25 protein-coding genes and 1 pseudogene are annotated in these 25660 nt (G+C 59.1%); 14 read left to right on the plus strand and 12 right to left on the minus strand.

Going from position 1 to position 25660, the window contains the following annotated elements; genetic code table 11:
- Window positions 1-17 precede the first annotated feature (17 nt).
- The 3 genes and pseudogenes from GV764_RS17070 (at window position 18) to GV764_RS17080 (ending at window position 2077) form a co-directional block, all read left to right on the plus strand.
- On the plus strand, window positions 18-335 hold the full coding sequence (locus GV764_RS17070) for a helix-turn-helix domain-containing protein (RefSeq protein WP_201743242.1): 318 nt from the start codon (window positions 18-20) through the stop codon (window positions 333-335).
- Window positions 325-519, plus strand: a pseudogene (locus GV764_RS17075) (type II toxin-antitoxin system HipA family toxin); the annotation flags it as partial. The gene GV764_RS17070 and the pseudogene GV764_RS17075, both read left to right, overlap by 11 nt.
- A 238-nt stretch (window positions 520-757) precedes the next feature.
- Complete coding sequence (locus GV764_RS17080) at window positions 758-2077, plus strand: glycoside hydrolase family 10-like protein (protein ID WP_161661310.1); 1320 nt, start codon at window positions 758-760, stop codon at window positions 2075-2077.
- Window positions 2078-2196: 119 nt separating this feature from the next.
- Here GV764_RS17080 and pdxR read toward each other — a convergent pair whose 3' ends face one another.
- The gene (pdxR, locus tag GV764_RS17085; RefSeq protein WP_161661154.1) at window positions 2197-3630 is read right to left on the minus strand and encodes a MocR-like pyridoxine biosynthesis transcription factor PdxR; all 1434 of its coding nucleotides are present in this window, start codon (window positions 3628-3630) and stop codon (window positions 2197-2199) included.
- A gap of 117 nt (window positions 3631-3747) precedes the next feature.
- On the opposite strand from pdxR, the gene GV764_RS17090 reads away from it, so the two are divergent.
- The 3 genes from GV764_RS17090 (at window position 3748) to GV764_RS17100 (ending at window position 5561) form a co-directional block, all read left to right on the plus strand.
- Window positions 3748-4212: a GNAT family N-acetyltransferase gene (locus tag GV764_RS17090; protein ID WP_161661155.1), complete on the plus strand. Its 465-nt coding sequence runs from the start codon at window positions 3748-3750 to the stop codon at window positions 4210-4212.
- Between the two features lie 141 nt (window positions 4213-4353).
- Window positions 4354-4788, plus strand: coding sequence for a RusA family crossover junction endodeoxyribonuclease (locus GV764_RS17095; protein WP_161661156.1), 435 nt, complete (start codon window positions 4354-4356; stop codon window positions 4786-4788).
- Window positions 4782-5561 (plus strand): hypothetical protein, encoded by a 780-nt coding sequence (locus GV764_RS17100; RefSeq protein ID WP_161661157.1) that lies wholly within the window; start codon window positions 4782-4784, stop codon window positions 5559-5561. The genes GV764_RS17095 and GV764_RS17100 overlap by 7 nt, the downstream gene beginning before the upstream one ends.
- A gap of 63 nt (window positions 5562-5624) precedes the next feature.
- On the opposite strand, the gene GV764_RS17105 is transcribed toward GV764_RS17100, so the two are convergent.
- The 5 genes from GV764_RS17105 to paoA are packed head-to-tail and all read right to left on the minus strand — an operon-like array spanning window position 5625 to window position 10959.
- Window positions 5625-6206 carry a nucleotidyltransferase family protein gene (locus tag GV764_RS17105; protein ID WP_161661158.1) on the minus strand — a complete coding sequence of 194 codons (582 nt, stop codon included), beginning with the start codon at window positions 6204-6206 and terminating at the stop codon, window positions 5625-5627.
- Window positions 6196-7122: an XdhC family protein gene (locus GV764_RS17110; protein WP_328515178.1), complete on the minus strand. Its 927-nt coding sequence runs from the start codon at window positions 7120-7122 to the stop codon at window positions 6196-6198. Before GV764_RS17110 ends, GV764_RS17105 begins: the two co-directional genes overlap by 11 nt.
- A gap of 12 nt (window positions 7123-7134) precedes the next feature.
- Window positions 7135-9324, minus strand: coding sequence for an aldehyde oxidoreductase molybdenum-binding subunit PaoC (gene paoC, locus GV764_RS17115; RefSeq protein ID WP_161661159.1), 2190 nt, complete (start codon window positions 9322-9324; stop codon window positions 7135-7137).
- A 4-nt stretch (window positions 9325-9328) separates the two neighbouring features.
- Complete coding sequence (locus GV764_RS17120) at window positions 9329-10279, minus strand: FAD binding domain-containing protein (RefSeq protein WP_161661160.1); 951 nt, start codon at window positions 10277-10279, stop codon at window positions 9329-9331.
- Complete coding sequence (gene paoA / locus GV764_RS17125; protein WP_161661161.1) at window positions 10276-10959, minus strand: aldehyde dehydrogenase iron-sulfur subunit PaoA; 684 nt, start codon at window positions 10957-10959, stop codon at window positions 10276-10278. Before paoA ends, GV764_RS17120 begins: the two co-directional genes overlap by 4 nt.
- Before the next feature lie 159 nt (window positions 10960-11118).
- On the opposite strand from paoA, the gene GV764_RS17130 reads away from it, so the two are divergent.
- The 3 genes from GV764_RS17130 to GV764_RS17140 all read left to right on the plus strand — a co-directional run bounded on the left by GV764_RS17130 (window position 11119) and on the right by GV764_RS17140 (window position 13126).
- Window positions 11119-11547: a YeeE/YedE family protein gene (locus GV764_RS17130; protein ID WP_161661162.1), complete on the plus strand. Its 429-nt coding sequence runs from the start codon at window positions 11119-11121 to the stop codon at window positions 11545-11547.
- A gap of 10 nt (window positions 11548-11557) precedes the next feature.
- The gene (locus GV764_RS17135; protein WP_161661163.1) at window positions 11558-11974 is read left to right on the plus strand and encodes a DUF6691 family protein; all 417 of its coding nucleotides are present in this window, start codon (window positions 11558-11560) and stop codon (window positions 11972-11974) included.
- 69 nt (window positions 11975-12043) lie between these two features.
- Window positions 12044-13126 carry a malate/lactate/ureidoglycolate dehydrogenase gene (locus GV764_RS17140; RefSeq protein ID WP_161661164.1) on the plus strand — a complete coding sequence of 361 codons (1083 nt, stop codon included), beginning with the start codon at window positions 12044-12046 and terminating at the stop codon, window positions 13124-13126.
- Window positions 13127-13149: 23 nt separating this feature from the next.
- On the opposite strand, the gene ttrR is transcribed toward GV764_RS17140, so the two are convergent.
- Both ttrR and ttrS read right to left on the minus strand, forming a co-directional pair.
- A complete protein-coding gene (gene ttrR, locus GV764_RS17145; protein ID WP_161661165.1) occupies window positions 13150-13734 on the minus strand; it encodes a tetrathionate respiration response regulator TtrR in 585 nt (194 codons plus the stop codon).
- Entirely contained in the window at window positions 13734-15461 is a 1728-nt protein-coding gene (gene ttrS, locus GV764_RS17150; RefSeq protein ID WP_161661166.1) for a tetrathionate respiration histidine kinase TtrS, read from the minus strand. The genes ttrR and ttrS overlap by 1 nt, the downstream gene beginning before the upstream one ends.
- Before the next feature lie 164 nt (window positions 15462-15625).
- Here ttrS and ttrB point away from each other — a divergent pair, with 164 nt between their 5' ends.
- From ttrB to GV764_RS17175, 5 genes are all read left to right on the plus strand, one after another.
- The gene (gene ttrB, locus GV764_RS17155; RefSeq protein ID WP_161661167.1) at window positions 15626-16363 is read left to right on the plus strand and encodes a tetrathionate reductase subunit TtrB; all 738 of its coding nucleotides are present in this window, start codon (window positions 15626-15628) and stop codon (window positions 16361-16363) included.
- Window positions 16364-17368: a tetrathionate reductase subunit TtrC gene (ttrC, locus tag GV764_RS17160; protein ID WP_161661168.1), complete on the plus strand. Its 1005-nt coding sequence runs from the start codon at window positions 16364-16366 to the stop codon at window positions 17366-17368. It abuts the gene before it with no gap.
- On the plus strand, window positions 17361-20423 hold the full coding sequence (gene ttrA / locus GV764_RS17165; RefSeq protein ID WP_161661169.1) for a tetrathionate reductase subunit TtrA: 3063 nt from the start codon (window positions 17361-17363) through the stop codon (window positions 20421-20423). Before ttrC ends, ttrA begins: the two co-directional genes overlap by 8 nt.
- Window positions 20424-20570: 147 nt before the next feature.
- Window positions 20571-21560 (plus strand): aldo/keto reductase, encoded by a 990-nt coding sequence (locus tag GV764_RS17170; protein ID WP_161661170.1) that lies wholly within the window; start codon window positions 20571-20573, stop codon window positions 21558-21560.
- 60 nt (window positions 21561-21620) lie between these two features.
- A complete protein-coding gene (locus GV764_RS17175; protein WP_161661312.1) occupies window positions 21621-22514 on the plus strand; it encodes a LysR family transcriptional regulator in 894 nt (297 codons plus the stop codon).
- 2 nt (window positions 22515-22516) lie between these two features.
- Here the strand turns inward: GV764_RS17175 and GV764_RS17180 are convergent, their stop codons facing one another.
- From GV764_RS17180 to GV764_RS17195, 4 genes are all read right to left on the minus strand, one after another.
- Window positions 22517-22915: a (R)-mandelonitrile lyase gene (locus GV764_RS17180; RefSeq protein WP_161661313.1), complete on the minus strand. Its 399-nt coding sequence runs from the start codon at window positions 22913-22915 to the stop codon at window positions 22517-22519.
- A gap of 196 nt (window positions 22916-23111) precedes the next feature.
- Window positions 23112-23246 carry a DUF2474 domain-containing protein gene (locus GV764_RS17185; protein ID WP_161661171.1) on the minus strand — a complete coding sequence of 45 codons (135 nt, stop codon included), beginning with the start codon at window positions 23244-23246 and terminating at the stop codon, window positions 23112-23114.
- Window positions 23246-24256, minus strand: coding sequence for a cytochrome d ubiquinol oxidase subunit II (gene cydB / locus GV764_RS17190; protein WP_161661172.1), 1011 nt, complete (start codon window positions 24254-24256; stop codon window positions 23246-23248). The genes GV764_RS17185 and cydB overlap by 1 nt, the downstream gene beginning before the upstream one ends.
- Complete coding sequence (locus GV764_RS17195; RefSeq protein ID WP_161661173.1) at window positions 24256-25659, minus strand: cytochrome ubiquinol oxidase subunit I; 1404 nt, start codon at window positions 25657-25659, stop codon at window positions 24256-24258. Before GV764_RS17195 ends, cydB begins: the two co-directional genes overlap by 1 nt.
- Window position 25660: the final 1 nt, after the last annotated feature.

Below are 25660 nucleotides of genomic sequence, written 5' to 3' on the forward strand. Positions count from 1 at the left end.
ACTTAACACCCATTATAATGGATTTATATCTCAAAAAACCGAGTGAAATCGTCAAACTCATTTGCGATCGTTTACGCCAGCAACGCATTGCCCTACAAATGACCCAATCTGAAGTGGCGGCCAGAGCGGGCGTGGGCGTCAATACGGTATCTAATATGGAGTCCGGTAAAAATATCGGCTTCCAGAGCCTGGTACGGGTAGCAATGGTGCTGGGACGTGTTCACGAACTGGAGCAACTGTTTCAACCCAGACTGGAAAGTCTTGACGATTTGCGCCGCTATGAAGAGAGTCTTAAACGTCAGCGAATAAAGAAAAGGAGCCAGGATGCCGGGTAACGTCGAGGTTTATTACCAGGGATGGGGCGAACGATGGCTTTGGGGTACGCTGGCGACCACAACCGCCCTTACCGGCCGCCCCTTGATTATGTTCGAGTACAGCCAGGCCGCGATGGAAAAAGGACTGGAACTCTCCCTGCTCTCTTTGCCGTTAAAGGGGCCTCGTCTGCGGCGCGAAAATCCGCCAGATCGTTGAGCGCATTTCTGATGTGGCAACCCGTTTTATGGCAATGGCTGAACACATCCTGCCGGGTCAAATTACCCACGATATGCTGCGCGTTATCCAGTCTCAGTTGAACAGCAATATCAACCGGCTGCGATAAGCTGCCGTTGCGCGAAAGTCAGGTATATACTTACTCGCCTGGCGGGTTCCATACAGCCTGAAGCCACGTAAATGACGATCAGAATAAAGGGAGTGTCTTATCATCAATACTCGTCGCTTTCCCCGTTTCGCGAGCATAAAAATCCTTGTCGCCGCGCTATTGCTTGCCAGCTGTTCCTCCGAACCGCCGAAGTCGCTGGTGACGCCGTTGCCGCCGGTGGCAAAAAATCCGCTGCCGGATAAGCCAGGGCAAAACACGCAGCCCATGCGCGGGGTGTGGCTGGCGACCGTTTCCCGCCTCGACTGGCCGCCGGTGAACTCGGTCAATCTCAGCCCGGAGGCGCGTATTCGCCAGCAAAAACAGGCGCTGACCGCCAAGCTGGATAACCTGAAAAGCATGGGCATCAACACGGTGTTCTTTCAGGTTAAACCCGACGCCACCGCGCTGTGGCCATCAAAAATCCTGCCATGGTCCGATATGCTGACTGGCGAGATAGGTAAAGATCCCGGTTACGATCCGCTTCAGTTCATTCTCGATGAAGCGCATCAGCGTGGCATGAAGGTGCATGCGTGGTTTAACCCGTATCGGGTGTCGACCAATATCCGCAGTTCAACGGTAAACGAACTCAACCGCACCCTGCCCTTAAATCCTGCCAGCATTTTTGTGCTGCATCGCGACTGGATACGTACCTCAGGCGACCGGTTTGTACTCGACCCTGGCATTCCGGAAGCCCGTGACTGGATCACCAGTATCGTGGCGGAAGTGGTTGCACGTTATCCTGTGGACGGCGTGCAGTTCGATGATTATTTCTATACCGAAACGCCCGACTCCCCCCTGAACGATAACCAGACCTGGCGACAGTATGGTCAGGGCTTTGTCTCAAAGGCGGACTGGCGGCGGCATAACACGGCGCTGCTTATCGAGCAGGTTTCCCGCACGATTAAGCAACTGAACCCGAACGTTGAGTTTGGCGTCAGCCCTGCGGGCGTATGGCGTAACCGCTCGCACGATCCCGCCGGTTCCGATACCCGAGGCGCAGCGGCCTATGATGAGTCATTCGCCGACACCCGCCTGTGGGTGCAAAAAGGCTGGCTGGATTACATCGCTCCGCAGATTTACTGGCCTTTCGCCCGCGACGCGGCCCGCTATGGGGTGCTGGCGAAATGGTGGTCGGACGTGGTTAAACCGACCAACACCCGCCTCTATATAGGCGTAGCGCTGTATAAAGTGGGCGAACCGTCAAAAAACGAGCCCGACTGGACGGTTCAGGGCGGCGTGCCGGAACTGAAAAAACAGCTCGATATGAATGAGTCTGACCCGCATATCCACGGCACTATTCTGTTCAGGGAAGCCTATCTGGAACAACCGCAAACGCGTCAGGCCGTTGATTATCTTAAGCATCGCTGGAGCAGCCGCTGATTTCTGTTACCGGAGTGAGCCGCAGAATAACGGCTCACTCTGCCCTTTCTTTTCTGCATAGCGAATAAGGTACTGAGCTGGCGTTCGGGTATGTATTAGCACTATATTGTATGTTGTAACTAAAGCGAGATCACTGCTGCCAGGCGGCGAATGCCTTCTCTTAACGCTTCAGGCGGATGGTTCGCATAGCCCAGTAGTATCCCTTCCCGGGACATTGGCCGCTGGCAGTAACGATCAAAAGTCTGGATCCCCATCCCCAGCTGTTGCGCCTTTTCCTGTACTGCCTGAGCCGTGAGTCCACCAGCCAACCAACACACTAAATGCACGCCAGAATCCGTGGGATGCGCCGTCATCTGCTGCGGAAAATACTGTTCAATTGCCGCCACCAGCGCGGATTTACGTTCGTAGCAGGCTTTACGGATCCGCCGCACATGGGCGGCATAATGCCCCTCTTCGATAAATCGCGCTAATACCGCCTGTTCAAGATAGCCATTACAGAGATCGGCATAATAGCGGGTGGTAATAAAACGCTCGCGTAGCGTCCGGGGAACCACTAAAAACCCCACCCGAAACGCCGGGTACATCATTTTTGAAAAGGTGCCGGCGTAAATGACGCGCTGATGCGCATCCAGCCCCTGCAGTGCCGGCAATGAGCGCGCTGCAAAGCGAAATTCGCTGTTGTAATCATCCTCGAATATCCATGCGTTATGCGAATGCGCCCACTCCAGCAGCGCCAGACGCCTCGGCAAGCTAAGCGTCCCGCTTAACGGAAACTGGTGCGACGGCGCGGTATAGACCAGCTTCGCCTGAGGGTAATGCTGAATGCCATCGTCGATATCCATACCCTCGCTGTCGACCCTGACCGGGCAGACCGTTGCGCCCACAGAGGTAAACACCCCGCGCGCGCCGTTATAACCCGGGTCGTCGAGCCAGACTTCATCCCCCGTTGTTAACAGAGAGCGAGCGGCGATATCCAGTGCCTGCTGGATCCCATTAACGATGATCACCTGATCCTCATGGCAATGAACGCCCCGTGCTGCCTGGATATAGCGCGTAATCGCCCGGCGCAGCGGCAGGTAACCATACGGGCTGGTGTGTAAACTCAGTTCCCGTCGTGATTGCCGCCATACCCGTCCAAGCAACCTTCCCCACAGGTCATGGGGGAAAAGATCGGTACAACCTACACCGACCGCAAAAAGCCGCTCCATTCCGCCGTCGCTGACGGGCGTCGGTTCCTCCTGAGTCACCGTATTTCGTGGCACTAACGGAAAAGGGTCGTTGGTGAGCCGATCCGGAATGCTCCGGGCAACAAACGTCCCCGCCCCTTTGCGGGTCTCAAGATAGCCTTCATCTGTCAGCCGATCGAATCCGGCAATTACCGAGTTGCGGGAAATCGCCATCATTTCCGCCATGGCGCGGCTTGAGGGGATTTTCGAGCCGCCAGCAAGCCGTCCGTCCAGAATGGCGTTACGCAGCGCATGATACACCTGATCCTTAATGACGCCTTTTTCCAGCAACAGCTCGTGAAACACCGGCGCGACCGTTTTTTTCATAGCGGAGCTCATACGTTAAAAGTGGATCCGTTAAAAATACAAAAAGTGTCACTTATTTGGAACCACAATCGCCATTAACATAGCCGTCATCACAGCAAACGAAATAAAAGGATAATTATGACTAACCCGCAAAATTCCCGCGTGACGATTGAGCCTGTTACTCAACAGGACTATGCCGACTGGCTACCGCTATGGAAAAGTTATCAGGTGTTTTATCGCGTCGATATTTCAGACGATATCACCCGTCTGACGTGGAGCCGCTTTCTCAATCCGATTGAGCCGATATTCGGCGCGGTGGCGAAATGCGACGGCAAAATCGTCGGTCTGGTCCACTATCTGTTCCATCGTTCCACCTGGGCGGATACGGACTACTGCTATCTGGAGGATTTATTTGTCAGCGAAGCGCTGCGCGGTCAGCAGATCGGCAAGCAGCTTATTGAATATGTGCAGCAGCAGGCCCGCAAGCGCCACTCTGCCCATCTCTACTGGCATACCCATGAAACTAACCTGCGCGGCCAGCGGTTGTATGACTGGGTCGCCAGAAAAAGCGGCATGATTGAATACCGTATGCCGGTGAGATAATTGTCATCATTAAATAACAAAAACCCGAGATCCTCTGGGTTTGCTGTACGGATAAATCCGATCTGTATCACATGCATGATGCTTTAAATGCCTTTATGATGCGTTGCGTCAAGTTTTTATTAAATCAGTCAGGGGGGACCAGTGACAAAAACGCTCATTGAATTTGACTTAACAGGCAAACCGGCATCCGTTAATGGGAGTAAAGCTCGCAAAGACAGCTGGAAAGCGCAAGTAAAATCAAAGGCAATCGCCCTTTATACAGGTGGAAAAATAGGTGAAAAACTTACAGTTAAAATATTTTATTTTCCTCATAATGAGCAATATTGCGATATCGATAATGGTCTGAAATATACTATTGACGGAATGGCTGATGTTTTGATGAAAAATGACAGAACCGTTACGCGCATTATTACCGAACGGTTCCCTAAGATCCCCGGCGCTTCGCTCATTGTCCCTCTGAATATTGCGCCGCAAATTGCACAGGTCATTAAGCAACGCGAAATATCGACTTCACCGGAATACCTCACGTTGGTTAAAGTAGAGGAGTATGAATATAATGGAGGCAATTTATGGTAAGGGATAACGGTGCAAACTATGAAAAATATCAACTTAACCTGATAGCAGCAGAATATGAAAGCAAAGGATTTGAAATTCATACTGATTATTTTTTTCCAGAACCAGGATTTAGATTTGATGCTATTGCCTTTAATCGCCTAACCGGTGATGGAATTATTATTGAATTGATTAATGCTGGCCCGGGGGGCAGTCGAAAAGAACATTTACTGCAACGTGCTGAAGTTATTCGTGATATTGTTTCGAAACGGCACCGCAACGCAATCCACGAATTCGCTGGCATTACGCGGTGGTCCGTTGATTTTCGTTATATTGATGCTCATGAAGCTTCAGAACGCAGACTCAGCAAGGAAATTCAGCCACAATTCGCGGAAAAGCAGATCAAAAGTCTGTTAGCCCGCCGACTCCCCGCTTCAATTAGAGATTATCGTAATTCACGGTTACTCAATACGCAATTCTTGTCTGACTGGTCGTTAATCGCCCAACTTATAAGGGCATTTATTAGCCATGTAGAACAAAACAATGCCATCACTGAACAGCGCACCGTAATGGAGCAATACAATATTATGCTTTCTCGATATCATATAATTCCTGCGGAGGATAGCCAGAAAACAGAAACAGAAATAGCCGATTTATTCATGCTCCATGATTATGTTCTGGAGATTATTAATGGCGGACAAGTCCCCCCGGCAGAAGTCAAAGCATTACGAATACACTTAATTTATTTAAGAAACGCAATTCGAAAACGGCTTAAATTCAAAGGCGATACTTTTTAGGTTTAGTAATACTACCCCGATTCGCAACATCTAAAAGTAAGCATTTATTTGTTGCGAAGCTTATCATTGATATTGGCTATCGTTTTGCTCCAGTAAAGAGTACATGGAACACAAATCATTAAGCGTATCGATATCCCTTACAATACCCCTGTCTTTCAGCGGCAATTCCATGACATCGTTCATCCGGCATGCCTTCTTTACAATACTTTTTGCACCATACTCACCGCATAGCTCGCTTAACTCAGTAAAATACGAGTATGAAAACCCCACCGGATGACCGTGCTGCGACTGATAATGCGGCACCACAACCGGCTTCTCGTTAAGCGCAAGCGCAACGCGCCGCAGCGACTCGGGCCGAATAAGCGGTAAATCGCCCGGCAGGATCAGCCACCCGGAAGCCTCCGCCGTTGCCGTTACGCCCAGCGCGATAGATTCCCCCATCCCGCCGGTGCCGCCTGGCGGTCTGACGAGATGCCACGGCAAACCCGCCGCGTTTGCCGCGTCCAGCACATGTTCAAGCACCGTTTTGCCATCAAGCAGCACATCCAGCTTATGCACTTCACCGCCGGAGTCACGGAACCGCTGCCCTTTCCCGGCGGCCAGGATAATCACCACCGGCGGCGTGACACCCCCCTCACGAGCCATGACGCGCCGCCGCCACGTCGGCCAGCACCGAAAGCGCCAGCGAATGGGCGTCGCGGGCTTTCGGGAAGATCCCGATGGGCGCTTTGATTCGCGCGATATCTTCCGGGCTCCAGCCTGCCTCCGCCAGCGCCGCGACCCGCTTTTCATGGGTGCGACGGCTGCCCAGCGCGCCGATATAAAACGGCTGAGCCGCCAGTGCAGCCTGCAATAGCGGCAGTTCCTGATGCAGATCGTGATAAAGCAGCAGCACCGCCGTATCGGCATCGATCATCAGGAGCGAGGTTTTAGGGTTAAAACTGTCGCGGGTCTGCACGTCGAACCCAGCGGCCTGCGCCATCCGGGCCGTTACCTGAGCCTCAAGCGAGTGCCCCACGACCATAACCCGCGCGCACGGGCGATAGTTCACCACAAAATCCTCGCCGTGCCAGCCGGTTGGCCGATCCGCGCCGCTGATCAGAGTTTGTGATGCGGGGCTATAACGCAGCCCCCTCGCCTGGCGCTGCTCCAGACTGTTAAGCACCGACAGTAGCGGCTGCACGGCGCGTAAAATATGTACGGTCAGCGTAATGCCTCCGCCGCACGGCAGCACAATATCGAAATACGGCGACCCTTCGCCATACACTACCGTGCGGTCCTCCCCGGCGAGCATCGCTTCCAGCGCCTCATACGCGACGGCAGCCTCCACGCAGCCGCCGGAGACAAAACCGCAATACAGCCCATCCTCACGTACCGCCATCTGCGCGCCCAGCGGACGCGCCGCACCGCCGCGGATCTCCACCAGCGTCACCAGCGCCGCCGCCATTCCCGCCGTCATGGCATCGGCTGCGAAGCGCAGGATCGTCCGGCTGTCATCGGTTAAAAACGCCTGCTCGGGACAGAGCAGGCCAGGTTCAGTCAAAGACGCGTGTTGCAGCACGGTTCACCATCCTCATACCCGCTCGGGCAGCCCTTTGAGCAGCTTATCCAGCGTGATGGGATAATCACGCACCCTGACGCCCGTGGCGTTATAGATGGCATTGGCGATAGCCGCGCTGACGCCGCAAATCCCCAGTTCCCCCACGCCTTTGGCTTTCATCGGCGAGGAGATCGGGTCGGTTTCATCAAGGAAGATCACTTCCTGACGCGGAACATCGGCATGAACCGGCACTTCATAAGCCGCCATGTCGTGGTTAACGAAATAGCCCAGCCGGGTATCGATGGCGAGCTCCTCCATCAGCGCCGCGCCAAGCCCCATGGTCATCGCGCCGATCACCTGGCTACGCGCGGTTTTCGGGTTCAGAATGCGGCCCGCCGCGCAGACCGCCAGCATCCGGCGCACGCGTACTTCGCCGGTCGCCACATCCACGCCCACTTCGATAAAGTGCCCGGCAAAGGTGGATTGCTGATATTTTTTATCGAGATCGCCGAACTCGATGCTGTCTTCGGCACTCAGCGCCCCGGCATCGGTAAGCGCGGCGCGGCGATCCCCGTCGCGGATCTGCCCGTCGGCAAACTCCGCCGTATCAGGATTGAAGCCCAGCTTGCCCGCGACCGCTTCGCGCAGCTTCACACAGGCCGCATAGACGCCTGCGGTCGAGCTGTTGGCGCCCCACTGCCCGCCAGAGCCGGCGGAAACCGGGAAGACGGAATCGCCGAGTTTAACCACGACCTTCTCCAGCGGCACGCCCATCATCTCCGCCGCCGTCTGGGCGATGATGGTATAGCTGCCGGTGCCGATATCGGTCATATCGGTTTCCACCGTTACTGTGCCCTGCGGATCCAGATGCACCCGCGCGCCGGATTTCATCACCAGATTGTTACGAAAGCCCGCCGCCATCCCCATGCCCACCAGCCAGCGCCCTTCACGCACCTGGCCAGGCTTCGGGTTACGCTGGCTCCAGCCGAAATGCTCCGCGCCCTGGCGCAGGCACTCCACCAGCTGGCGCTGCGAGAATTTGCGTTGCGGATCGGCGGGGTCCACCTGGGTATCGTTAAGTATGCGAAACGCTACCGGGTCGATTCCCAGCTTTTCCGCCATCTCGTCAATGGCGATTTCCAGCACCATCATGCCCGGCGCTTCGCCAGGGGCGCGCATGGCGTTGCCCTCCGGTAAATCAAGCTTCGCCAGCCGCAAACCGGTCAGACGGTTGGCCCCGGCATAAAGAAATTCAGTCTGGTTGGTGGCGGTCTCCGTCGGCCCGCCCGGCACGTTGCCGTTCCAGCTCTCATGAGCGATAGCGGTGATTTTCCCCTCTTTATCCGCGCCGATACGCACCCGCTGGATGGTCGCCGGTCGATGGGTGGTATTGTTGGGGATCAGCGGCCGGGTCAGCATCACTTTCACCGGACGCCTGATGGCCCGCGCGCCCAGGGCCGCCAGCAGCGCATCGCTGCGCAAAAACAGTTTGCCGCCGAAGCCGCCGCCGATATACGGCGAACGCACATGGACATTTTCTTCGGGGATGTTAAGGGTTTTCGCCAGATCGGTCTGGCACCAGTGGATCATCTGGTTAGAGGTCCAGAGCGTCAGTTTATCCCCTTCCCAGGCCGCCATCGACGCATGCGGCTCCATCGCCATATGGCTCTGATCCGGGGTGGTATAGGTAGCATCTAACTTAACGGCGGCGGATGCGAACGCACTGTCGAATTCACCGACTTTTTTATCCGGAGTGTCTTCCGGCGGTGTGGTGACGGCAGGCTTTTCTTCCGCCAGATCGTACGCGCCGCGCTCGCGCTGGTATTCCACCTGAACCAGCTCCGCCGCCGCCCGCGCCTGTTCAAAGGTTTCGGCCACCACCACGGCAATCGCCTGGTGATAATGCTCAATTTTTGGGCCGCCGAGCAGCGTGGCGGCATTCTTTTCGCCTTTACCGAGCTTCCCGGCATTCTCCGCGGTGATCACCGCCAGTACGCCCGGCGCCTTTTTCGCGGCCTGCACGTCCATTGAGGTAATACGCCCTCTGGCGATGGCGGAACCGATCACATAGCCGTAGGCCGCATTGGGAGCCTCATCATGCCATTCATAGGCATAAGGCGCGGTGCCGGTGGTTTTCAGCGGGCCGTCGATACGATCGTGCGGACGGCCCACCACCTTAAGCTGGTCGACAGGGTTATCCTGAGCCGGATTTTCAAATTTCATCAGCTTATGCCCTCGCTTCCGCCAGTACCGAGGCGAGCGTGCGCTTCGCCAGGATCAGCTTATATTCATTTTCAGGAGTGGGTTGCGCGCGGGCAAATAGCGTGTCGTAGACCGCCTGCGCGCCGTGCGTTAACTGCGCATCGGCCTCCTCCATTCGCCACGGCTTATGGGCCACGCCGCCCAGCGCCACGCGACCGGTGCCATCGGCCTGCACGATCGCCGCCACCGAGACCAGGGCAAACGCATAAGAAGCGCGATCGCGCACTTTGCGGTAGATATGGGTGCCGCCGAGCGGCGCAGGCAGCGTCACGGCGGTGATCAACTCCCCGGCAGTGAGCACGGTTTCCAGATGCGGCGTGTTGCCCGGCGCGCGATAAAACTCCGCCAGCGGAATGTTACGTTCGCTGCCGTCCGGCTTCACCGTCTCGACTACCGCATCCAGCAGCCGCATCGCCACCGCCATATCGCTGGGATGGGTGGCGATACAGGCTTCGCTGGCCCCCACCACCGCATGCTGGCGGCTAAAGCCTTCCAGCGCGGCGCATCCGCTGCCCGGCAGGCGTTTATTACAGGGCTGGTTGGTATCGTAAAAATAGGGGCAGCGGGTGCGTTGCAGCAGATTTCCCGCCGTGGTCGCCCGGTTGCGCAGTTGCCCTGACGCCCCGGCCAGCAGCGCGCGCGACAGTACCGCGTAATCGCGCCGCACCCGTTGGTCCGCCGCCAGATCGGTATTGCGCACCAGCGCGCCGATGCGCAAGCCCCCTTCCGGGGTCGGTTCGATCTTATCCAGCCCCAGGCTGTTAACGTCGATAAGATGGGTTGGGGTTTCGATTTCCAGCTTCATCAGGTCGAGCAGATTGGTGCCGCCCGCGATAAATTTGGCTCCGGTATGCCCCTGAGCGCTGGACGCCGCTTCGGCAGGGGTATTTACCCGCTGCCAGGTAAACGCCTTCATGATTTCTGCCCTCCGGCGACATCCTCAATGGCGGCGAGAATGTTGGAATAGGCCCCGCAGCGGCAGATATTGCCGCTCATCCGCTCACGGATTTCATCGGCGTCCATCGACGGCGGCGAAACTAAATCCAGCGTGACGTGGCTCGGGATCCCCGCCTTGATCTCCTCCAGCATCGCCACCGACGAGCAGATTTGCCCCGGCGTACAATAGCCGCACTGGTAACCGTCGTGTTTGACGAACGCCGCCTGCATCGGATGCAAATTATCCGGCGTACCCAGCCCTTCAATGGTGGTGATGTCCGCATCCTGATGCATCACCACCAGCGTCAGGCAGGAGTTAACGCGTCGACCGTCGACAATCACCGTACAGGCCCCGCACTGGCCGTGGTCGCAGCCCTTCTTGGTGCCGGTGAGATGCAGGTTTTCGCGCAGCGCGTCCAGCAAGGTGGTGCGGGTATCCACATCCAGCTCCCGGACCTCGCCATTAACGGTAAAGCGCACCGCAGTGATTTCCGGCGGCGGCGTGACCGGCGGCTCGCTGGCCAGCGCCACGCCCGAAGGCACCGCCGCTGTGGCGGCCGTCGCCGCACCTACTTTTAAAAGATCTCGCCGCGTCAGGTTAAAATGGTGGCGATCGTCGTCAGAATGGGCTTGATGCTCGTTATTGCCTTGGTTGCTCATACCAGGCCTCCGGTAATAAAAAATAAACGGGTAAGAATGGACGCTTACCGCAATTGTTTTGGAAGTTTTTGAACATTAAGCATAGTCAGCACTGGCGGCAGGATTATTCTTAAAACCTGACCGCCCTGATAAGCAACGCAAATGAATAAGGAGATAAACGTGGAGATTGATATAGCGAACTTTACCCCGCTGGCGAGTTTTACCGGCGGATTGCTGATCGGCGGCGCGGCGTGGGTATTGATTGTGTTTTGCGGCCGCATCGCCGGGATCAGCGGTATTCTTGGCAGCGTGTTAAACCTGAAAACCCCGGATAAAGGCTGGCGGCTGGCGTTTCTGGCGGGATTATTGCTCGCGCCGTGGCAGTACCGGCTGGTTGCCCCGCTCCCGCCCATTACCGTCGCTACGCCGTGGTGGCTGCTGATACTCGCCGGTCTGCTGGTGGGTATCGGCACCCGCTACGCCTCCGGCTGCACCAGCGGGCACGGCGTCTGCGGATTGTCGCGCCTGTCGCGCCGTTCGCTGGCGGCGACCGCCACCTTTATGGGCGTGGCGTTTATCACCGTCTGGTTAACCGGCCTGTGGCGTTAAGGAGAGCACCATGAACAGTATCGTTTCCCTGTTTGCCGGGCTGATTTTCGGTCTCGGCCTGATCGTCAGCGGCATGGCTGATCCCGCTAAAGTGCTGGGTTTTCTGGACATCACCCGTCTCTGGGACCCGTCGCTGGCGTTTGTGATGGGCGGCGCAATCGGCGTCGGCTTCTTTGCTTTTCGGAGCGCGAAAAAGCGCGCGCGGCCCGTCTGCGCAGCGGAAATACAGCTGCCGAATTCCCAACAAATTGATAAACGCCTGACAGGCGGCTCGGTGCTGTTTGGCATCGGCTGGGGGCTGGCGGGGATCTGCCCCGGCCCGGGCCTGGTCCTGCTCGGTGCGGGGATCGGCAAGGGCGTGGTGTTTGTGGCGGCGATGATTGCCGGAATGCTGATTTTCCAGCGGCTTGAAAACCGAGGCAAATAGCGGCGGCTTGACCTCACTTCCCGCAGAGCGCAGCATGAAAACGCACACAACCTATAACGGAGAACAATAATGCAGACAGGGTTACGTTTTCAGGCGGCAACGCTTCAGGAATTTGTCGAAGCGCTGCTTGGCTATGCGGGCAGTGAGCCGCAGGAAGCGCGGCTGGTGGCCGATCACCTGGTTTCCGCCAATCTGGCGGGCCACGATTCCCACGGCGTGGGCATGATCCCCAGCTATATCCGCTCGCTGGCGCAGGGTTATTTACAGCTTAATCAGCATGCCAGCGTGGTGAAGGACGCCGGTGCGGTGGTCACGCTGGAGGGCAACGCCGCCTTTGGTCAGGTGGCGGCGCATGAAGCCATCGAGTTGGGCATTGAAAAAGCGCGCCAGTTCGGGATGGCCGCCGTGGCGTTGCGTAATTCGCACCATATAGGCCGGATTGGCTACTGGGCGGAAAAATGCGCGGCGGCGGGATTTATTTCCATTCATTTTGTGAATGTGGTTGGCGACCCGATGGTCGCGCCGTTCGGCGGCAAAGACAGCCGTTTCGGCACCAATCCGCTGTGCGTGGTGTTCCCACGCAAGGATGCGCCGCCGCTGCTGCTGGATTACGCCACCAGCGCCATTGCCTTTGGCAAAACCCGCGTCGCCTGGCATAAAGGCGAGCCGGTGGCGGAGGGCTGTTTGATTGATGAACACGGGCTGCCGACCAACGATCCGGCGGTAATGCATGTCGCGCCGTTGGGGTCCCTGCTTACCTTTGCCCAACATAAGGGCTACGCGCTGGCGGCGATGTGCGAAATCCTCGGCGGCGCGCTGTCGGGCGGGAAAACCACCCACCAGGAGACGCTTCAGGCGAGCGTGGACGCCATCTTCAACTGCATGACCACGATTATTCTCAACCCGGAACTGTTCGACGCCCCGGACAGGCAGCAGCAAACCGATGCCTTTGTGGAGTGGGTAAAACAGTCGCCGCACGATCCGGCGCAGCCGGTGCAGGTGCCGGGGGAATGGGAAATGCATAACCGCGAAACGCGCCTCGCCCAGGGGATCCCGCTGGATGAAAGCAGCTGGAGCGCCATTTGCCAGGCGGCGCGCGAGGCGGGCATGCCGGACGCGGAGCTGGCGCGGTTTAAGGCGCAGCTGGCGTAAATTTTCAGGCCCTCGCGGGCCTGTTACTCCATGGCCCGCATCTTCCCCACCAGCTCGGCGATATTCACCGCCATCATCTTTTCCATCACCCTGGCGCGATGCACTTCCACCGTCCTGAGCGCCACGTTGAGCCGTCCGGCGATTTCACGGTTCATCAGGCCCTGCACGATAAACCGGGCGATTTCCCGCTCTTTCGGCGTCAGGCTCTCATAACGCTGGCGGATACAGCGGCGTTCACAGGCCATCGCGGAAACCGTCTCCGCCCGTTCGATCGCCGCGATAAGCGCCCCGGCGGAGACCGGCTTTTGCAGAAAATCCACTGCGCCGCGCTTCATCTGCTCTACCGCGACCGGCAAATCGCCGTGCCCGGTGAGAAAAATCACCGCCAGCGTGCTGTGTCGCTTAAGCAGTTCACCGTACAGCCCGTGGCCGTCGAGATGCGGCATCCGCAAATCAAGCAGCGCCACGCCCTGTTCATGCAGCGCGGCCTGCGCCAGAAACGTCTGGCTCTCGTTCCAGCTTTGAACGCGATAACCAAACCCCTCCAGCAAGAACTGACAGGCTTCGGTTACGGCGACGTCATCATCGACCAGATGAACAACAGACATCAGACTTCCTCAGATTCATTCATTGAAAATTGCAGCGCCACCCGCAGCCCGGTTTTCCCATCCGGCGCGGGATGATTCTCCAGCGTGATGTCGCCGTAAGCAGCGCGGATCAGCCGCTGGCAAATTGCCAGCCCCAGCCCCATACCGTCGGGTTTGGTGGTGTTGAACGGCCGAAAGGCGTGGACCCGTTGCTCGTCCGACATCCCGCCCGCGTTATCCTGCACCACCATCCCGCCCTCCTGTTCTGTTAGCCAGACGGCGCTGGCTCCCGCCTGGGCAGCATTGAGGATCAGGTTAGCGAGTAGCTGGTCCAGCACCATCGGCGGCAGCGTCAGGGTTAACGAGCCCGGTAGCGAGTTAACCAGCGTCAGCCCTGGATAATGCTGCCCGAGCCGTAGCAGATCCGCGACGCGCTGGGCCGTTTCCCTTACGGGAACCCGGACAGACTCGCGGTCATCGGCATCCTGGGCCGACGGCGGTTGCACCCAGTGACGAAGATTACGCAGCGTATCGCCGCCGCGCCGGGCCTGGGCGTCAATGTGCTCCAGCGCCGGGATCAGAAAATGGTGTTCATCGGTGTGACGCAGCCGCACCAGGCAGCCCTGGGAGTAATGCCGAATGGCCGACAGCGGCTGGTTGAGCTCGTGGGCAAACCCCGACGCCATCTCCCCCAGCACACTGAGCTGACGGGCATTTTCCAGCGCGTTCTCCTGCTGACGCAGCGTTTCGCCGGCTTTTGCCAGCTGTCGCCCGCGTCGGCGCACCAGCAGGGCGATCCAGATATGATTGACCGTCAACAGCAGCAGGGCCAGTATCGACACCCCAACCGCAAACTGATTCTGCATCAGCCAGCTACGCACGTCCTGCCACAGCCGCCGCTGTTCCGGGTGCTGATTCACCGCCCGCAGCAGGCTCTCGACATCGCTGGTGGACACCGGCGCGCCCCAGAGGAACGGCGGCTGCTGGTTATTGAGTAACGCACGCGCCACGTTATCCGTGAGCGCGTTATCCGCATCCGGCAACGCGGCAAACGACCAGTTCGGGTACAGCGGCGTACTGGTGACGCACGGCGCGGCAACCGGATTCACCATCAACGGACGAAACGCGGTTTTATCGATTAAGCCTTCGGCATCCATCTGCTCCAGCAAGCATACCGGGACAATCGCCGCCTGGATGGCTTTCTCGCGCAGCAGGTAGAGCAGCGCGTCGCCGGGAAAACCGGTGAAGCGCAGCCGGAAATCTTTCTCGGGCCGGATGCCGCGATCGGCCAGCGCTTTATAACCGGTGAGATAACCGCCGAACGCCAGCGGATCGATAGCCCCGACGGTTTTATTGGTCAGATCCTGAGGATCCTGTAATTGGCTATCACGATTCACCAGGATAACGCTGCCGATAATGTTATTGCCATCCCGGGTACGCAGCGACGCCAGCCAGCGCAAATGGTAGTGGCTATTAAGCTGGACAAACTGCGCCGGATTGGTGACCACAAACTGGATAGATTTCTGATTCACCGCCTTACGCATCTGGTTGAGATCGAGCGGCTGAATGCGAAAACGTTCGCCCGGCACCTGCTGGTTCAGGGAGTCCGCCAGCGGCTGCCAGTGCCGCAGGGTCGCGGCATCGCCGCGCATCGCCAGCACACCGACACTCCATTCCCCGGCCACGGCCAACGAGCCGAAACCCAGGCAAAAAAACAGTAATAACGCCCTTTTCACACCGTCTCCCATTGCGTCAGGTTGCGTTAGATCAACAACCCGCCGGGTATGTGGTTTACCACAATAGTCCCTGCCCCTCGCCCATTTTTACACTGTAAATCATACAGATTGTTTATTCATCACGCTGTTAACAACACTGTGACGCATGGATTGTAACGGCGTCCACGGAGATATGTATGGATATCAGTAAACGCATTTTTCTCAGACAACTGGGGGGGACGGCGGCGGCGGGCGCAGCCACCCTTCCGCTGGCGCAGGCCAAACTGTCGTTCAGCCCGACGCGCCGCGAAGGGTCCGCCGACCACCGCTATGCCATGTTGATCGATTTACGCCGCTGCATCGGCTGCCAGTCCTGCACCGTCAGCTGCGCGATTGAGAACCAGACGCCGCAGGGCGAATTCCGCACCACGTTGAACCAGTACCAGGTCCGGCAGGAAGACAGTGACGTTGTCACTAACGTCTTGCTGCCGCGCCTGTGCAACCACTGCGATAACCCGCCCTGCGTGCCGGTATGCCCGGTGCAGGCCACCTTCCAGCGCGAAGACGGCATTGTGGTGATTGATAACCAGCGCTGCGTCGGCTGCGCCTACTGCGTACAGGCCTGCCCCTATGACGCGCGCTTTATCAACCATGAAACCCAGACCGCCGATAAATGCACCTTCTGCGTTCACCGTCTGGAAGCGGGATTACTGCCCGCCTGCGTGGAGTCCTGCGTGGGCGGCGCGCGCATTATCGGCGATTTGCACAATCCGCAAAGCCGTTTGCGCCAGCTGCTGGATGCGCATAAAGACGCTATCCGGGTGCTGAAACCGGACGATAACACCTCGCCACAGGTGTTTTATCTGGGCCTCGACGAGGCGTTTGTTTCCCCGCTGATGGGCCGCAGCCAGCCCGCGCTGTGGCAGGAGGTGTAAATGTCGCCGCTTATGATTAATGAAGTGCTCGCCCATCCGCAGGATGTGACCTGGCTCCCCTGGGCAGTGCAGTATTTTTTCTTTATCGGCATTGCGGCCTGCTCGGCGCTGCTGGCCTGCGGACTGCATGGTCGTCATGCCGGGCTGGAACGGCTGACGCTGCTGATCGGCCTGACCTGCGCCATCGCCGCGCCGCTGGCGCTGACAGCTGATCTCCATCAAACCGCCAGGGTATGGCACTTTTACGCCTGGCCGACGCCGTGGTCGTGGATGCCCTGGGGGGCGCTGTTCCTGCCGCTGTTTACCGGCTTTATCGGCCTGTGGTTTATCGCCGCGACCGTACAGCACCTTTACGGCAAAACGTTCGCCTGGACCCGCTGGATGGCGTATGCCTGCGCGCTGACCGCGATTGGCCTGCTGCTGTACACCGGGCGCGAAGTGTCGGTGGTGCGCGCCCGCCCGATCTGGTTCAGCTGGTGGTTCCCGCTGGCGATGTTCCTCAGCGCGTTCCAGACCCTGCTGGCGCTGCTGACTGCCGCTACCCGCACGCCAGCGCTGCAACTGAAACTGGCGCGCGGTCTGCTGATCACTATGGGTTTGTTGGGCATCACGGTAGCGATGTGGATTTCCGGCGACACGCTGTCCGGCGCGGCGCTGCGCCACTGGCTGGCGTGGCCCCGGGCGCAGGCGCTGGCGACAGGCTGGGCGGCACTGTGGTTGTTAACTTTAATCGCGGCGCTGTTTGCCGTTATGCGTCCGCTACCGCTGGCGGGGGGCATCCTGCTGGCGCTGGCGTCGATGGCGCTCAGCTGGCTGATGCGCTGGACCTTACTCATCGAGGGGCAAACCCTCCCGAAATATAACGCGCTGTTTAATCCTTACACGCTGCCGATGGGCACCGACGGGCTGCTGGCGATTGTCGGCACCTTCGGGCTGTGGATGGCGCTGCTTATCATCGCGCGTGAAATTGTGAATGGCTTAATGCGGAGAAATCATCATGCCTGAATTAACCCGTCGTCAGTGGCTTAAAGTAGGACTGGTACTCGGAGGGGTTGGCGCGTTTGGGCTGAGCTACCGGGACGTGATCAAAAGAACCTTTGACGGGCTGGTCAACGGCACTTCCGGCAAAGTCACGCTGCACCGCATTTACGGCAACGCGCTGATCCCGGAAGGCCATGCCGCTCCGGGCTGGCAGGCCAATCCGCAACAGGCGGTGTCGATGACCCAGTGCTTCGGCTGCTGGACCCAGTGCGGTATCCGGGTGCGCGTCGATCGACAAACCGACAAGGTGATCCGCATCGCCGGGAATCCGTATCATCCGCTCTCCCAGGAGCAGCACGTCGACGCCAGAATCCCGGTAGCCCAGGCGCTGGCGCAGATGGGCGGCGAAAGCGGCCTCGACGCCCGCTCCACCGTGTGTTCCCGTGGCGCGACCACCCTGGAGGCGCTGTACAGCCCGCTACGCATCCTTGAGCCGATGAAGCGCGTCGGAAAACGCGGCGAAGGCAAATGGCAGCGCATCAGTTTTGAGCAGCTGATTGCCGAAGTGGTGGACGGCGGCGATCTGTTCGGCGAAGGCCATGTCGACGGGTTACGCGCCATTCGCGACCTGCAAACCCCCATCGACCCGGCGCATCCGGGTTTGGGGCCGAAGGCCAACCAGCTGCTGGTCACTAATACCAGCGATGACGGGCGCGACGCCTTTATGCGCCGTTTCGCCCAGAACAGTTTCGGCAGTAAAAACTTTGGCGCGCACGGGGCGTACTGCGGCTTGTCCTATCGCGCCGGGTCCGGCGCACTGATGAACGATCTCGATAAAAACCCGCACGTGAAGCCCGACTGGGAGCACGTGGAGTTTGCGCTGTTTATGGGCACCTCCCCGGCGCAATCCGGCAACCCGTTTAAGCGCCAGGCCAGCCAGCTGGCCACCGCGCGGCTGCGGGATAACTTCAGCTACGTGGTGGTGGCCCCTGCGCTGCCGCTTACCACGGTAATGGCCGACCCGCGCGGCCAGTGGCTGCCGGTCGTGCCGGGCGCGGATTCGGCGCTGGCGATGGGCATGATCCGCTGGATTATCGACAATCACCGCGCTAACGAAGGCTATCTTTCCCTGCCGTGCGCGGCGGCGATGCAGCAGGCGGGTGAAAAGAGCTGGACCAACGCTACTCATCTGGTGATCGCCAGCGACGATCATCCCCAGGCCGGGCAACACCTTACCGCCGCGCTGCTCAACGGCGGCGGCGACAGCGTGCTGGTGGTCGATCAAACGGGTGAACTGGTGCCTGCGGAAAGCTGCTCTGCCGCCACGCTGTTAGTGACCCGCGCCCTGACCCTGCAGGATGGCAGCGAGGTGACGGTGAAAAGCGCGTATCAACTGTTAAAAGAGAGCGCGGAGAAACGGTCGCCGGAAGAATACAGCCGCGAGTGCGGCGTGCCGGTGGCGCGTATCGAACAGCTGGCAGACGCCTTTACCCGCCACGGGCGCAAAGCGGCGGTGATTACCCACGGCGGGATGATGTCCGGCAACGGCTTCTATAACGCCTGGGCGGTGATGATGCTTAACGCGCTGATCGGCAACCTCAGTCTGGAAGGCGGCGTGTTTGTCGGCGGCGGTAAGTTCAACGGCGTCACCGACGGGCCGCGCTATAACCTTGCAAGTTTCCCCGGCATGGTCAAACCCAAAGGGCTGAACATTGGCCGCAGTAAAGCGGCTTATGAAAGCTCCGATGAATATCGCCAGAAAGTCGCCGCCGGGCAGTCGCCGTGGCCTGCCAAAGCGCCGTGGTATCCGTTTGTCGCCGGACAGCTTACCGAGCTGCTGCCCTCCGCGCTCAACGGCTACCCTTACCCGCTGAAGGCGTGGATTTCCAATATGACCAATCCGGTGTACGGCATCGCCGGGTTCCGGGCGGTGGCGGAGGAGCAGCTTAAAGATCCGGCGCGGCTGCCGCTGTTTATCGCCATCGACGCGTTTATTAACGAAACCACCGCCCTGGCGGATTATCTGGTGCCGGATACCCATAACTTTGAAAGCTGGGGATTCAGCGCCCCCTGGGCGGGCGTCGCCAGTAAAGCCACCACCGCGCGCTGGCCGATTGTTAACCCTGCTACCGCCCGCACCGCCCATGGCGAACCGATTTCCATGGAGGCGTTCTGCATCGCCGTGGCGCAACGCATCGGCCTGCCCGGCTTCGGGGATAACGCCATGCAGGACAGCGACGGCAACGCCCTGGCCATTCATCGCGCTGAGGATTATTACCTGCGGGTGGCGGCCAATATCGCGTATGCCGGTAAAGCCCCCACGCCCGCCGCCAGTGACGAGGATATCCGGCTGACCGGCGTCGACCGGTTGATGCCCGCCATCAGCCAGACGCTTAAACCCGATGAGGCCCGGCGGGTGGCGTTTATTTTTACGCGCGGTGGGCGGTTTGCGCCGCATCAGTCAGGGCGGGAAAACAGCGGCCTCGGCAACCGCTGGGATAAACCGCTGCAAATCTGGAACGCCGGGGTGGCGAAGCATCGCCACGCCATTACCGGCGAGCGCTACAGCGGCTGTCCGGCCTGGTATCCGGCGCGGTTGTCCGATGGCAAAGCGCTGGACGAGGTGTATCGGCCCGACGCCTGGCCGCTGAAGATGATCTCGTTTAAATCCAACGTGATGAGCAGTTCCACCATCGTGATCCCGCGCCTGCACCACGTGAAGCCGGTCAACCTGGTGGCGCTTAATCCGCAGGATGGTCAGCGCTTTGGCGTGAAGCACGGCGATGAGGTACGCATCACCACGCCGGGCGGCAGCACGACCGCGCGCATTAGCCTGCTGGAAGGCGTAATGCCCGGCGTGATTGCTATTGAGCACGGCTACGGGCACCGGGAAATGGGTGCCAGCCCGCACACGCTGGACGGCGAGCCGCTGGCGGTCGCGCCGCAGAATGGTTCCGGGATCAACCAGAACGATTTGGGCTTTGCCGACCCGACCCGCACGGTGCCGAACAGCTGGCTGGACTGGGTATCCGGTTCGGCGGTGCGCCAGGGATTACCGGCGAAGATAGAGCGTATCTAAAAATCCGCGCCGCTGTGCAATGCAGCGGCGCGATTAATGAATGCCATTCATCAAGGCTTGCGGATTTACCCCGCTAATCCTGTCTCCGGTACTGAAGTAAGCTGTCTGTTCCTGCCCTGAACAACCTGCCATAAAGGAACACATCCAATGCAAAAACGTCTACTCGGTAAAAACGGTCCTGAAGTCTCGGCGCTGGGCCTGGGCTGTATGGGCCTGAGTTACGGCTACGGTCCGGCGACCGATACCCGTCAGGCGGTAGAGCTGATCCGCGCCGCCGTCGCGCGCGGCGTGACCTTTTTCGACACCGCTGAAGTGTATGGTCCGTATCTGAATGAAGAAGTGGTCGGCGAAGCGCTTAAACCGCTGCGTGACAGGGTGGTTATTGCCACCAAATTCGGGTTCAGCTTCGGGGATGACAATAAACAGCAGAACCTTAACAGCTGCCCGGAACATATCCGTAAAGCGGTGGAAGGCTCGCTGCGCCGCCTGAAAACCGATGTCATCGATTTGCTGTACCAGCACCGCGTCGATCCGGAGGTGCCGATTGAGGACGTGGCGGGCACCGTCAAAGACCTGATCAACGAAGGCAAAGTGAAACACTTTGGCCTGTCCGAAGCGGGCGTCGGCACGATTCGCCGCGCCCATGCGGTGCAGCCGGTCGCCGCGTTGCAGAGTGAATATTCCCTGTGGTGGCGCGAGCCGGAACAGGAAATTATCCCCACGCTGGAGGAACTGGGGATCGGCTTTGTACCGTTCAGTCCGTTGGGCAAAGGCTTTTTAACCGGTGCGATAACCGCCGACACACCGTTTGGCGACGACGATTTCCGCAGTCAAGTGCCCCGCTTTGCGCAGGAGGCGCGAGAAGCTAACCAGCAACTGGTAACACGTATTAAAGCGGTGGCGGAGGATAAAGGCGTGACACCGTCACAAATCGCGCTGGCGTGGCTGCTGGCACAGAAGCCGTGGATTGTCCCGATCCCCGGCACCACCAAACTGCATCGGCTGGAGGAAAACCTGGGCGCGGCGCAAATTACGCTAAGCGAACAGGAGCTTACCGCCATCGCGCAGGCGCTGGAAACGGTGCGCATCGTTGGAGAGCGCTATCCCGCCGCTTTACAGGCGCGCGTCGGGCGTTAATCGCAAGCGGAGCCAGCGATGGTTTATACTGGCTCCATTACCTCCCTCCAGGACAATCCCTTGCTAAAAGAGAACTTTAACGATCTGATTGCCTTTCTGGTGGTGGCGCAGGAGCGCAGTTTTACCCGCGCCGCCGCGAAGCTCGGCCTGTCGCAGTCGGCCCTGAGCCACTCCATGCGCGGGCTGGAAGAGCGGATGGGCATCCGCCTGTTGACCCGCACCACCCGCAGCGTGTCGCCCACCGAGGCGGGCGAACGGCTGGCGGAACGGCTTGGCCCGCACTTCCGCGATATTGAAAGCGAACTTAATACCATGAAGGAGATGCGCGAGGTGCCCGCCGGCAACATCCGCATCACCGCCGGGGAACATGCCGTGGACTGGGTGCTGTGGCCGGTGCTGTCGCCGTTTCTCACCGCCTGGCCGGATATCCATGTCGAAGTGACGGTCGATAACGCCCTGTCGGATATCGTTTCCGAACGCTTTGACGCAGGCATCCGCCTCGGCGAGCAGGTGGCGAAGGATATGATTGCCGTGCCGGTCAGCCCGCCGATGCGCATGGCGGTGGTCGGCTCAGCGGATTATTTTGCCCGTTTTCCCGTCCCGCGGGTGCCCGCCGATCTCCAGCAGCATCGCTGCATCAATATGCGTCTGCCGACGCTGGGCGGCCTGTATGCGTGGGAGTTTTCCCGCGACGGCAAAGAACTGCGGGTGCGCGTGGAGGGCCAGTTGACCATCAACCCGATTCGCCACCGGATTGACGCGGCGCTGGCGGGAAACGGGCTGGTTTATCTGCCGGAGGATACGGTGCGCGACGCGCTGGCGGACGGTCGGCTGTTGCGGGTGCTTGAGGCGTGGTGCGAGCCGTTTCCGGGTTACTATCTTTACTATCCCAGCCGACGGCAGCACACCACGGCATTTTCATTGTTTGTCGAGGCCCTGCGCTATCGGGGGTAAAATTACTGCCCCTGATACTGCGCGTCGGTGACCTTTTCCATCCACTCCACCGGGCTGCCGTTAACCGATTCGGCGATGGCGATATGCGTCATGGCCGTATCTGGCGCTGCGCCGTGCCAGTGCTTGACGTTTTCCGGGATCCAGACGATATCCCCGACGTTGATTTCCCGCACCGGTTTGCCCCACTCCTGCACCCGCCCTTTCCCCTGGGTGACGATCAGCGTCTGGCCCAGCGGATGGGTATGCCAGGCGGTGCGCGCGCTGGGTTCGAACGTGACGGTCGCACCGCCAACGCGGGCGGGTTCGGTGGCCTGAAACAACGAATCGATCCGCACCTGGCCGGTAAACCAGCTGTCCGGCCCTATCGCCGACGCCTGAGAACCACTCGGGGTAATTTTCACTTTGTCATCCTCTGCGCTCAGCGCTGCCCCGGAGGTCAGCACCGGGATCATCACCGTCATTGCGCTCAATAATTTCATGGTTGGCTCGCTGTTGTGGAGGTCCGTCCGGGCGATGACTAAAAGCGTAATCGCCACCGACCTCCACATCCATGCATAAAACCAGGATGGTGTTATGAGCGCAGCGCATAAATCGCCGCTAGCTGGATTTGAGGCCTGCCGAGGTCATCAACACACGCAGCACCATACTGACCGCGCCAAGCGCCAGGATACTGGCGGACCATATCACCACCAGCCAGACAATCTGGCTCAGTTTGCTTTGCCGTTTTTCCATCAGTGATAGCCCTCCCCGTGGCGCACTTTGCCGCGAAACACGTAATAGCTCCAGAAGGTATACGCGAGGATCACCGGGATAATCAGCAGCGCGCCCACCAGCATAAAGCCCTGGCTGGCTGGCGGCGCGGCGGCCTCCCACAGGGAAATATCCGGCGGGATAATGTTCGGCCAGATACTGATCCCCAGCCCGCTGAAGCCCAGGAATACCAGCGCCAGCGTCAGGATAAACGCCGTGGCGTGGTGGCCAGGACGCGAAACGGTTTTCCACAGCGCCAGGCTGCAAATCAGCACCAGCACGGGCACCGGCAGGAAGAACCACAGGTTGGGCAGCGAGAACCAGCGCTGGGCGATATCGTCATGAGTGAGCGGCGTCCAGGCGCTGACTATCGCCATCACGATTAACAGCATAATTAACAGCGGCGGCGTCAGCTGGCGCATCCGGGTAAACAGCGGACCTTCGCTTTTCATGATAAGCCAGGTGGCGGCCAGCAGCGCGTAGGTCACCACCAGCCCCAGCCCGCAGAACAGGTTGAACGCGGTTAACCAGTCCAGCGCGCCGCCGGCGAAGGTGCGCCCTTCCACCGGAAAGCCGTTAATCACCGCACCGACGATAATCCCCTGGCAAAAGGTCGCCAGGATCGAGCCCGCCAGAAAGGCGACATCCCACCAGGGGCGGTGCGATTCGGTGGCTTTGAAGCGAAACTCAAACGCCACGCCGCGGAAAATCAGGCCGATCAGCATCAGGGTGATCGGAATGGTCAGGGCGTCGGCAATCACCGCGTAGGCCAGCGGGAAGGCGCCGAACAGCCCTGCGCCGCCCAGCACCAGCCAGGTTTCGTTGCCGTCCCACACCGGCGCGACGCTGTTGACCATTACGTCACGATCGTGCGGGTCGCGGATAAACGGAAACAGCACCCCAATCCCCAGATCGAAGCCGTCCATGACGATGTACATCAGCGTCGAGAAAACAATAATGACGAACCACACTACCGACAGGTCGATGTTCATTATCTTTTCTCCTCTTCCAGACGCTCGCCCACGGCGGAAATGGGCCGCGCGGGTCGGCCATCGGTTTTCGAAGACAGCTCGTCTTCGGGTTGCGGGCCCACTTTAATCAGCCGGATCAGGTACAGATACCCGACGCCAAATACCAGGGTATACACCACGATAAACACCAGCAGGCTGATCGACATTTGCAGATCGCTATGGGCCGAGACCGCATCCCGGGTGCGCATCAACCCGTACACCACCCAGGGCTGACGCCCCACCTCGGTGGTGACCCATCCGGCCAGAATAGCGATTAAGCCCGACGGCCCCATCCACAGCGCGAAATGGAGAAACGGTCGTGACTGGTACAGCCGCCCGCGATAGCGCAGCCACAGGCTCGCCAGCCCCAGGCCAATCATCAGCACGCCCATCCCCACCATCAGGCGGAACGACCAGAACACGATGGTGGAATTTGGCCGCTCGTCTTTGGGGAAATCTTTCAGCGCCGGAACCTGTTGGTCGAGACTGTGAGTCAGGATCAGGCTGCCGAGCGCCGGGATTTCCAGCCCGTAGCGGGTGCGCTCCTGCTCCATATCCGGCCAGCCCACCAGCAGCAGCGGCGTTGGCTCGCCGGGCGGGTTTTCCCAGTGCCCTTCGATGGCGGCAATTTTCGCGGGCTGGTGCTTAAGCGTATTCAGGCCATGCATATCGCCGATCACTGCCTGGATCGGTGCCACCAGCAGCGCCATCCACAGCGCCATAGAGAACATTTTGCGCACCGCCGGGGTATCGTTGCCTTTCAGCAAATGCCAGGCGGCGGACGCGCCGACGAACATCGCACTACTTAAAAAGGCTGCCACCGACATATGGAACAGCCGGTAAGGAAACGACGGGTTAAAGATCACCGCGAACCAGTCGGCGGGCACCACCTGGCCATTGATGATTTCATGACCCTGCGGCGTGTGCATCCAGCTGTTGGACGCAAGGATCCAGAAGGTGGACATCAGCGTACCCAGCGCCACCATGCAGGTTGAGAAAAAGTGCAGCCCAGGGCCGACCTTGTTCCAGCCGAACAGCATCACGCCGAGGAAACCGGCTTCGAGGAAAAACGCGGTCAGCACTTCATACGTCAGCAGCGGCCCGGTAATGCTCCCGGCGAACTGCGAAAATCCGCTCCAGTTGGTCCCGAACTGATAGGCCATTACCAGACCGGACACCACCCCCATGCCAAAGTTAACGGCAAAAATTTTCAGCCAGAACTTATACAGCGAGCGCCACAGCGGATTGTGGGTCTTCAGCCACATCCCTTCCAGCACCACCAGATAGCTGGCAAGCCCAATGGTGATCGCCGGAAAAATAATGTGAAAGGATACGGTGAAGGCAAACTGTATCCTGGCAAGAATAAACGCGTCTAAACCAAACATG

The sequence above is a fragment of the Atlantibacter hermannii genome (assembly GCF_009907385.1).
Taxonomy (GTDB): Bacteria; Pseudomonadota; Gammaproteobacteria; order Enterobacterales; family Enterobacteriaceae; genus Atlantibacter; species Atlantibacter hermannii_A.

Excerpts from the sequence above, each read along its gene's own strand:
- cydB (WP_161661172.1), bottom strand. The coding sequence starts at position 24,256 with ATGAACATCGACCTGTCGGTAGTGTGGTTCGTCATTATTGTTTTCTCG.
- GV764_RS17105 (WP_161661158.1), bottom strand. The coding sequence starts at position 6,206 with ATGGCTCGTGAGGGGGGTGTCACGCCGCCGGTGGTGATTATCCTGGCC.
- GV764_RS17090 (WP_161661155.1), top strand. The coding sequence starts at position 3,748 with ATGACTAACCCGCAAAATTCCCGCGTGACGATTGAGCCTGTTACTCAA.
- ttrC (WP_161661168.1), top strand. The coding sequence starts at position 16,364 with ATGTCGCCGCTTATGATTAATGAAGTGCTCGCCCATCCGCAGGATGTG.
- paoA (WP_161661161.1), bottom strand. The coding sequence starts at position 10,959 with ATGAGCAACCAAGGCAATAACGAGCATCAAGCCCATTCTGACGACGAT.
- pdxR (WP_161661154.1), bottom strand. The coding sequence starts at position 3,630 with ATGAAAAAAACGGTCGCGCCGGTGTTTCACGAGCTGTTGCTGGAAAAA.
- ttrA (WP_161661169.1), top strand. The coding sequence starts at position 17,361 with ATGCCTGAATTAACCCGTCGTCAGTGGCTTAAAGTAGGACTGGTACTC.
- GV764_RS17170 (WP_161661170.1), top strand. The coding sequence starts at position 20,571 with ATGCAAAAACGTCTACTCGGTAAAAACGGTCCTGAAGTCTCGGCGCTG.
- GV764_RS17100 (WP_161661157.1), top strand. The coding sequence starts at position 4,782 with ATGGTAAGGGATAACGGTGCAAACTATGAAAAATATCAACTTAACCTG.
- ttrR (WP_161661165.1), bottom strand. The coding sequence starts at position 13,734 with ATGTCTGTTGTTCATCTGGTCGATGATGACGTCGCCGTAACCGAAGCC.
- ttrB (WP_161661167.1), top strand. The coding sequence starts at position 15,626 with ATGGATATCAGTAAACGCATTTTTCTCAGACAACTGGGGGGGACGGCG.
- GV764_RS17185 (WP_161661171.1), bottom strand. The coding sequence starts at position 23,246 with ATGGAAAAACGGCAAAGCAAACTGAGCCAGATTGTCTGGCTGGTGGTG.
- GV764_RS17135 (WP_161661163.1), top strand. The coding sequence starts at position 11,558 with ATGAACAGTATCGTTTCCCTGTTTGCCGGGCTGATTTTCGGTCTCGGC.
- GV764_RS17120 (WP_161661160.1), bottom strand. The coding sequence starts at position 10,279 with ATGAAGGCGTTTACCTGGCAGCGGGTAAATACCCCTGCCGAAGCGGCG.
- paoC (WP_161661159.1), bottom strand. The coding sequence starts at position 9,324 with ATGAAATTTGAAAATCCGGCTCAGGATAACCCTGTCGACCAGCTTAAG.
- ttrS (WP_161661166.1), bottom strand. The coding sequence starts at position 15,461 with ATGGGAGACGGTGTGAAAAGGGCGTTATTACTGTTTTTTTGCCTGGGT.
- GV764_RS17070 (WP_201743242.1), top strand. The coding sequence starts at position 18 with ATGGATTTATATCTCAAAAAACCGAGTGAAATCGTCAAACTCATTTGC.
- GV764_RS17140 (WP_161661164.1), top strand. The coding sequence starts at position 12,044 with ATGCAGACAGGGTTACGTTTTCAGGCGGCAACGCTTCAGGAATTTGTC.
- GV764_RS17195 (WP_161661173.1), bottom strand. The coding sequence starts at position 25,659 with ATGTTTGGTTTAGACGCGTTTATTCTTGCCAGGATACAGTTTGCCTTC.